Origin of the sequence: Streptomyces sp. NPDC050422, from assembly GCF_044458665.1 — a bacterium.
Classification (GTDB): Bacteria; Actinomycetota; Actinomycetes; order Streptomycetales; family Streptomycetaceae; genus Streptomyces.
This window is the reverse complement of sequence record NZ_JBITIE010000028.1, coordinates 78,341-84,837: the sequence shown is the minus strand read 5'-3', so window position 1 is coordinate 84,837 and position 6,497 is coordinate 78,341. Positions and strand designations below refer to the sequence as shown.

Here is a 6,497-nt window from a genome sequence, read left to right as displayed (position 1 = left end):
CGCCCGTCGAATACGAGACCAACTACTACCTCGTGACCACGAAACACCAGGTCACAACCACAATCTGAGGTCTCTACCGAACCCGGAACGGTTCAGAGGCCGTTGACGAAGGTGTGGAGGCTGGGCAGGTCGTCGGCACGGACCTCCTTGATCCATTGCGGGAGCTGGTCGCCCTGGAGCTGGGTGAGCATCTTCCCGAAAGCGCGGACATGCCCGGTGAGGGCATCGAGTTCGGGGCAGCCGGCGAGGACGGATTTGAGCTTCAGACGTTCACTCTCCGGCAGGGTGTCGGGGTGAGTCAGGATCCAGCCGGTGACCGTGCGTGGGGACGGCGGACGGGCCGCAGACGCGGTCGGGGATGTCCGGAACGGCTGGAGGTGGGCGCGGACGGATCCGTAGCCGCCGATGTAGCCGTGCGTCTTGATCTCTTCCCAGAGGGTCCAGGCGTTTGTGCAGCCCTCGGCCCATCGCCCGTGCAGGTTGGGCTTGAAGTCGTCGAGCTTGCTCCTGCGGTTCTGCCACTGTCCCTGGAACAGGTCTTCCGGCCTGGCGGCGTCAGCCAGCCGTTGGACGGTGCGGTAGGTCATGCCGAGCTGTCGCTGGATCGCGCGTCGGCTGTGGCCGGCGGCCAGCAGCGCGTGGATGGTGGCGTGCTTGGCGCGGGTGCGGTCGGCGAAACGGTGCCCGGTGGGCCATGGCGACCCACTCTCGGCCGGTTCCGGGGCCTTCACCGGCGCCGACTCGACGGAGGTCGCACAGAGGCACGGGCGGTGGCGGGAGACGCACCGCTCGGCCGCTTCGCCGAGGTTGCGCCAGAGGTGAAACCGGTCGGCGACCTGGACCGCGGTGGGTGCCCCGATCCTGGCACCCTCGGCGAAGTACGGGGCGCGGTCGCGGCAGACGACCTCGATCCCCGGGCGCTCGGCCAGCCAGTCCGCGACAGTGCCCGCCTCGCGATCCGGCAGTAGGTCCACCGGCCTGCGGGTCTCGACGTCGACCAGCACGGTCCCGTAGACACGGCCCTTTCGCATCGCGTACTCATCGACGCCGACCACACGCGGAACTTGTGGCTGGGGCTCCGGGAGAGCGCCGACCAGCCGCAGCACCGTGTTCCGGCTGACCCTCGCCCCGACGACATCGGCCAGCCGGGCACCGGCACGACCGGCCAGGGCGAGGCCGACCTCGGCCAGCACCGAGCGCATTCGTTCGGTCCGCTGGCTGTACCGCCGGGTCAGGCCGGCAATCTGCTCGACGAATGTCCGCCGTCCGCAGAAGATGTCTTCGCACGTGAAGCGCCGGACACGAAGCCGCAGAACCACCCGCCGTCCTGCTACCGGGAGGTCAGCGGGAAACCGCAGGTAAGAGCCGTGCACCCGCCTCGACCAGCTTCCGCAGCCTGGGCACCGAGCCCCGGCCGTCCGGCCTCTGGCACCGACTCGGATTACCTCGCCATCGTCCTCCACCGACTCCACCCTGATCCCCGGATCCGCCAGGAAGAGCAGCTCTTCCAGCCTGAGCAGTACCTCGCGCACAGTCAGAACCATCAGGCCGACCGCGATCGCCACCAGCAGTTTCTAGACGATCTCGCGAGACCTATCAGCAAGGCCAACGATCACAGTGAGTAGGCAGACCACAGAAGTTGGACCAAAACCCATGAAGTAGCAGCGATTGGTCAGCACTTTGGGCAGCAGTTGACGATCTTGAGTGCCCGTGAATGTTCACGAGAGATGACGCCATCCAGCAGTGGGTCTGACCGCAGTTCCGTGAAGGATCTTGACCCGGCAGTAGGGGCGAGCGGAAAACCTCGGCTTCCACATCTCCGCGCGGCTACTGTGCTGCTGGTAGATCGTCCCGCCCGACGAAGGGAGCAGCGTTGTGCTGACCACTACGCACCCGCCGTAGGTACCTCTGGAAAGCCCAGAGGGCCTTACGGAGGCTCCTGATGTCCCGAACTGTCCGCACGACTCCCAGTCAGCTCCGCCGCCGAGAGGGCGCGTCGGAGTCCACGTTCCTGTATGACCTGCGCTACGCGAACGCTGAACTGGCCCAAGCAGCCCGTGAAGGCCGTCGCCCTGCCCCGGCGAAGACGCTGCGCCGGATCACCTTCTGGCAGTGGATGGTGCTGTACTGCAGGAAGGGCTCGTTCTCCGGCGAGATCGCTTCAGCGGAGGGCCGCGCCCGGCTCCAGGAGCGACTCGAGGCCCAGCGGATCCGCGGGCTGCACCGAGCTGGCCACGACCTTGACGACGCAGATATACCGCCGGTCCGCCACCGTCATGGTGTGCTCTGGAATGCCTGGTAGAGGCAAAGTACCCAGGACTGACCGGTACTCACGAGCGCAGGAAGTGCGTACCGGCGACGGCCCTCCGCGCCGGAGTTCGGAGGGCCGTCGAGTATGGGCTTGCAGAAGAATAAGTTGCGTGTCGCCAGTCTTGACACCACAGCTCAGGCCGGGTGTTCGACAGCAGGTCAATTCCCTGCAAGCCCTAACCCGGCCAATTCTTTCTCCCACTGCTTCGATTATGTTATTGGCATAGGCACCCTTGAAGACAGAAGGCCCAAGGGAAATCCACTTCCCTGCGGTATGCAAGTGCGGGGGCTGATCACTGCCCCCGCTTCGTTCTTGCCCCGCGCTCCGCGAGGAACTCGATGTCCTCGCTCCGGCCCAGTGTCCGGGACTGTTCGGCGGCTGCGCGCTTCTGCTGGACGGCGTACGAGCGGCGGACCTTGGCCTCCTTGTCCTGCAGCTCGGGGTACCTCTCTTGTCGCAGCGGTCTGGTGGCCTGAGGGGTGGCTGGGCCCGCTCCTGGACTGCTGTCGGGGTCGGTCTCAGCGCAGTTGGCGGAAGAACTCGGTGATGTCGTCGGCGAGCAGTCCGGGCTCTTCGTGGGCGGCGAAGTGTCCGCCGCGCGGCATCGACGTGTACCGGGTGATGTTGTAGGTGCGTTCGGCCCAGGAGCGCGGGGGCCGGGTGAGGTCGGCGGGGAAGACGGCGACGGCGGTGGGTACTTCGACCTTCTCGACGCGCCGGGTCAGGCCGCGGGCGTACTCGTAGTAGGGCCGGAACGACGTCGAGATCGTGCCGGTGAACCAGTACAGGGACGCCTGGGTGAGGACGAAGTCGTCGGTGAACCGGGACGACAGGTCGCCGCCCGAGTCGCTCCAGGCGCGGTACTTCTCCACGATCCAGGCCAGTAGACCGGTCGGAGAGTCGGACAGCGCGTGGGCCAGGGTGAGGGGCCGGGTGTTCTGCTGGTGCTGGTAACCGCCCTCCTTCGCGCTCCAGTTGGCGACCTGGTCGAGGTAGGCCTGTTCGTCCGGGGTGAGGCCGGCGGCGTCGTACTCCGGGGGTGCGGCGACGGCAAGCAGGTGGATGCCGGCCAGCGACTCCGGGTAGGCCTCACCCAGACGCGAGGTGATCCCCGCGCCCAGGTCCCCGCCGTGGGCGGCGTACCGGTCGAAGCCGAGCTCGTCCCGCATGAGCCGGTGCCAGATCTGGTGGGTCTGGAGCGTCGGCGGGAGGTCCGGGCGTTGGGGCGAGAACGCGTAGCCGGGCAGAGAGGGGACGACGACCGTGAACGTGTCGGACGCGTCGCCGCCGTGCTTCGACGGCTCCGCGAGACGCCGGGCGAGGTCGGTGAGCTCCAGAAAGGTGCTGGGCCAGCCGTGGGTCAGCACGATCGGCAGGGCGCCCGGTCGCTCGCCGTCGAACCGGAGGTAATGGACGGGCGTGCCGCCGATGACGGCCGTGTGGTGCGGCAGGGCGTTGATCCCCGCCTCGTGGGTGCGCCAGTCATAGCTTGTGGCCCAGTACTTCGCCAGGCGGCGCACCTCAGTGGTGTCGGCGCCCGCTTCCCAGCCATCGACGGGCCACCGGGTGGGCCACCGGGTGGCGCGCAGCCGCGCGCGCAGGTCTTCGAGTTCCGCATCGGTCACAGCGATCAGCGGCGGGTGGTCGGTCATGTGCCTCTCCTGGTCGTGCTCACGTGCTCATGTGCTGGTCGTGCGACAGCGCCTGGACCTGGTCGACGCCGTCGCCGGCCCGCGCCGACTTGCGGTCACCGCGTGGCGGTGGCCAGTGCCGCGCGGATGACGTCGTCGCCGGCGGGCCGGCCCTTCTCGTTCGAGTACGGCCCATAAGGGCTGCCCCACACCGGTGTGCCCGTCGCCTGCCGCCAGCTGTCGGCCAGCGGTCCCGCGTCCACCACGCCGTACCCGATGGAGTCGATGAAGTCGGTGACCGCCGCCTTCGCCGGCGCCGAGTCCGCGGCGATCGGCAGGTACGACCGGTCGGCCGCCCCCGCCGGGCGGGCGAGTGACAGCAGGTGCTTGAAGTAGATGGTGTTGAACGCCTTCACGAGTCCGGCGTCCGGGACGTGGCGCAGCAGCAGTTCGCTCGAGGTGAGAGACCCACTGTCGAGTTCGGGGATGTGCCCGTCACGCTCGGGGCCGTAGTTGCACGTGTCGATGACCGTCTTTCCCACCAGTGGCGCGGCGGGAAGGTCGGGGAAGGCCGTGACCGGCACCGTGACCACGACGATGTCACCGGCCGCCGCGGCTTCCTCGCTCGTCGCCGCAAAGACCCCCGGACCCAGTCTCGCGACCGTGTCCGCGAGCGTCCCGGGACCGCGCGAGTTGCTGAGCACGACCTGATGTCCGGCCTCGACGGCGAGCCGCGCGATGGTGCTCCCGATGGATCCGCTTCCGATGAATCCCACAGTAATCATGTTCTCGGCGTCCTTCCAGAAGAGCCTTGTCCTTGTACGAGCCTTGTCGTAAGAGCCTCGTTCTTGCCATGCGCCGGACTCGTCGCGACCCGGCCCCTCTGCTGTCAGCCGGCGGGGAAGTAGTGGCCGTTGTCCAGATCGGCGAGGAGGCGGGGCTCAGCGGGCTCCCAGCCGAGGGTCCGGCGGGTGATGAGGTTGGACGTCGGGTAGCTCTGCGTGACGACGTTCGTAAGGAACCCGAAATGTCCCGGCAGGATCAGCTCGTCCAGGGGAACGCTCACGGCGGGCAGGCCGAGGCGGCTGCCGATGGCCTCGGCGATCTCGCGGAACGGGACGCCCCCGTCCTCGACCGCGTGCCAGTAGCTGCCGGCCGAGCCCTTCTCCAGCGCCAGACGGAACAGGGAGGCGGCATCGCGGGCGTGCACGGCGTTCCACCGGTTCGCGCCGTCTCCGGGGTAGCCGGCGAAGCCCTTCTCCTTCGCGAGCGCGATCAGCATGGGGAGAAAGCCACGATCGCTCGTGCTGTGCATGATGTTGGCGATCCGCACGACCGAGGACCGTACCTTCTGCTCGGCGAGTCCGACGACGGCGGACTCCACGACGTTACGGGCCCGCAGGGTGCCTTTGTGCTCGTCGCCGACGGACAGGGCCGGGTCTTCCTCGGTACCCGGCCGGCCCAGGTACTTCCCGTTCCCGGGCGAACCGATGCTTCCCGCCGCGACCAGCGGCTTACCGGTCCCCGCGAGGGCCTCGCCGTACGCGAACATGACCGGGAGCTCCGCGGCGGCCACGGCGACCATTCCGCCGGACGGCAGCAGGTCCTGCCGATGCGCGACGTGGATGACGCCGTCGGAGTCCGCGGCCGCCTCCTTGAGCCCGTCGAGGTCCTGGAGGTCGCCGCGGCGTATCTTCGCGCCGAGCGCGGACAGTGTCGCGGCGGCCGTGTCCGACCGGACGAGGCCGGTGACCTCGTGTCCTGCGGCGATGAGCTCGGGGATGATGTACGAACCGGAATGGCCGGTCCCGCCAGAGACGAAGACACGCAAGGTACTGCTCCTTGTCAGTGATGTGGTGCGCGAAGTGGCGGTGCGGGTGTGTTCAGCCGCGGAGGTCGACGCCGAGGGCGACGTCGAAGGTCCCCGCGCCGTTCCGGGCCAGGCCCATCAGCAGCGGCCCGATTCCTTCCAGCCAGCGGGCCATCTCCAGGCCGCCGACGTCGAGGGGACGCAGTCCGAGGCTCGCGATGAACGCCGACACGTCGGCCTTGGCCCGTGTGTCGTCTCCGGCGAAGAGCACGTCCAACGGACGCTCCTGGACCAGGACATGGCCGAACACTGTGTTGAACGCCTTTACGACGTGCGCGCTCGCCGGGGCCGCCTTGGCGATCTCCTGCGCACCGGACGTGCCCTCGGGAGTGACCACTCCGGTGGCGTCGGCGTCGAACGTGTTGGAGATGTCGATGATGACCTTGCCGGCCAAGGCATCCCCGTACTGGGCGACGACCGGCACGGCGCTGGTGTAGGGCACGGCGAGGACAACGATGTCGCCCACAGGGACGGCGCCGAAGGTCCCCACCGTGACCCCGGCGCCGAGCTCGGCGGCCAGGCCCTTGGCCTTGGTGGCATCGCGGCCGATCAGCTCGACGGAACTACCGCCCGCTACCGCACGTGAGGCGATGGCGTGGGTCATGCCCCCCAGACCGATGAAACTGATGCTGCTCATGGTGAGACTCTCTTCCTCTGGTCCGCATCGAACGGCTTGCCCGCCCGT

Annotated in this window: 6 protein-coding genes; 1 reads left to right on the top strand and 5 read right to left on the bottom strand. The window is 68.3% G+C overall.

All coding sequences use genetic code 11. From position 1 onward, the window contains the following. Positions 1-92: 92 nt before the first annotated feature. The gene (locus ACIBJG_RS34305; protein ID WP_399313633.1) at positions 93-1,544 is read right to left on the bottom strand and encodes an ISL3 family transposase; all 1,452 of its coding nucleotides are present in this window, start codon (positions 1,542-1,544) and stop codon (positions 93-95) included. A 398-nt stretch (positions 1,545-1,942) separates the two neighbouring features. Between ACIBJG_RS34305 and ACIBJG_RS34300 the strand changes: the two genes are divergently transcribed. After that, a complete protein-coding gene (locus tag ACIBJG_RS34300) occupies positions 1,943-2,302 on the top strand; it encodes a hypothetical protein (RefSeq protein ID WP_399313617.1) in 360 nt (119 codons plus the stop codon). A 527-nt stretch (positions 2,303-2,829) separates the two neighbouring features. Here the strand turns inward: ACIBJG_RS34300 and ACIBJG_RS34295 are convergent. The 4 genes from ACIBJG_RS34295 to ACIBJG_RS34280 all read right to left on the bottom strand — a co-directional run bounded on the left by ACIBJG_RS34295 (position 2,830) and on the right by ACIBJG_RS34280 (position 6,449). Continuing rightward, on the bottom strand, positions 2,830-3,963 hold the full coding sequence (locus ACIBJG_RS34295) for an epoxide hydrolase family protein (RefSeq protein WP_399313615.1): 1,134 nt from the start codon (positions 3,961-3,963) through the stop codon (positions 2,830-2,832). A gap of 95 nt (positions 3,964-4,058) precedes the next feature. Then, complete coding sequence (locus ACIBJG_RS34290; RefSeq protein ID WP_399313631.1) at positions 4,059-4,835, bottom strand: NADPH-dependent F420 reductase; 777 nt, start codon at positions 4,833-4,835, stop codon at positions 4,059-4,061. Further along, a complete protein-coding gene (locus tag ACIBJG_RS34285; protein ID WP_399313612.1) occupies positions 4,832-5,773 on the bottom strand; it encodes an SDR family oxidoreductase in 942 nt (313 codons plus the stop codon). Before ACIBJG_RS34285 ends, ACIBJG_RS34290 begins: the two co-directional genes overlap by 4 nt. A gap of 52 nt (positions 5,774-5,825) precedes the next feature. Continuing rightward, entirely contained in the window at positions 5,826-6,449 is a 624-nt protein-coding gene (locus tag ACIBJG_RS34280) for an NADPH-dependent F420 reductase (protein WP_399313610.1), read from the bottom strand. Between the last annotated feature and the right edge of the window lie 48 nt (positions 6,450-6,497).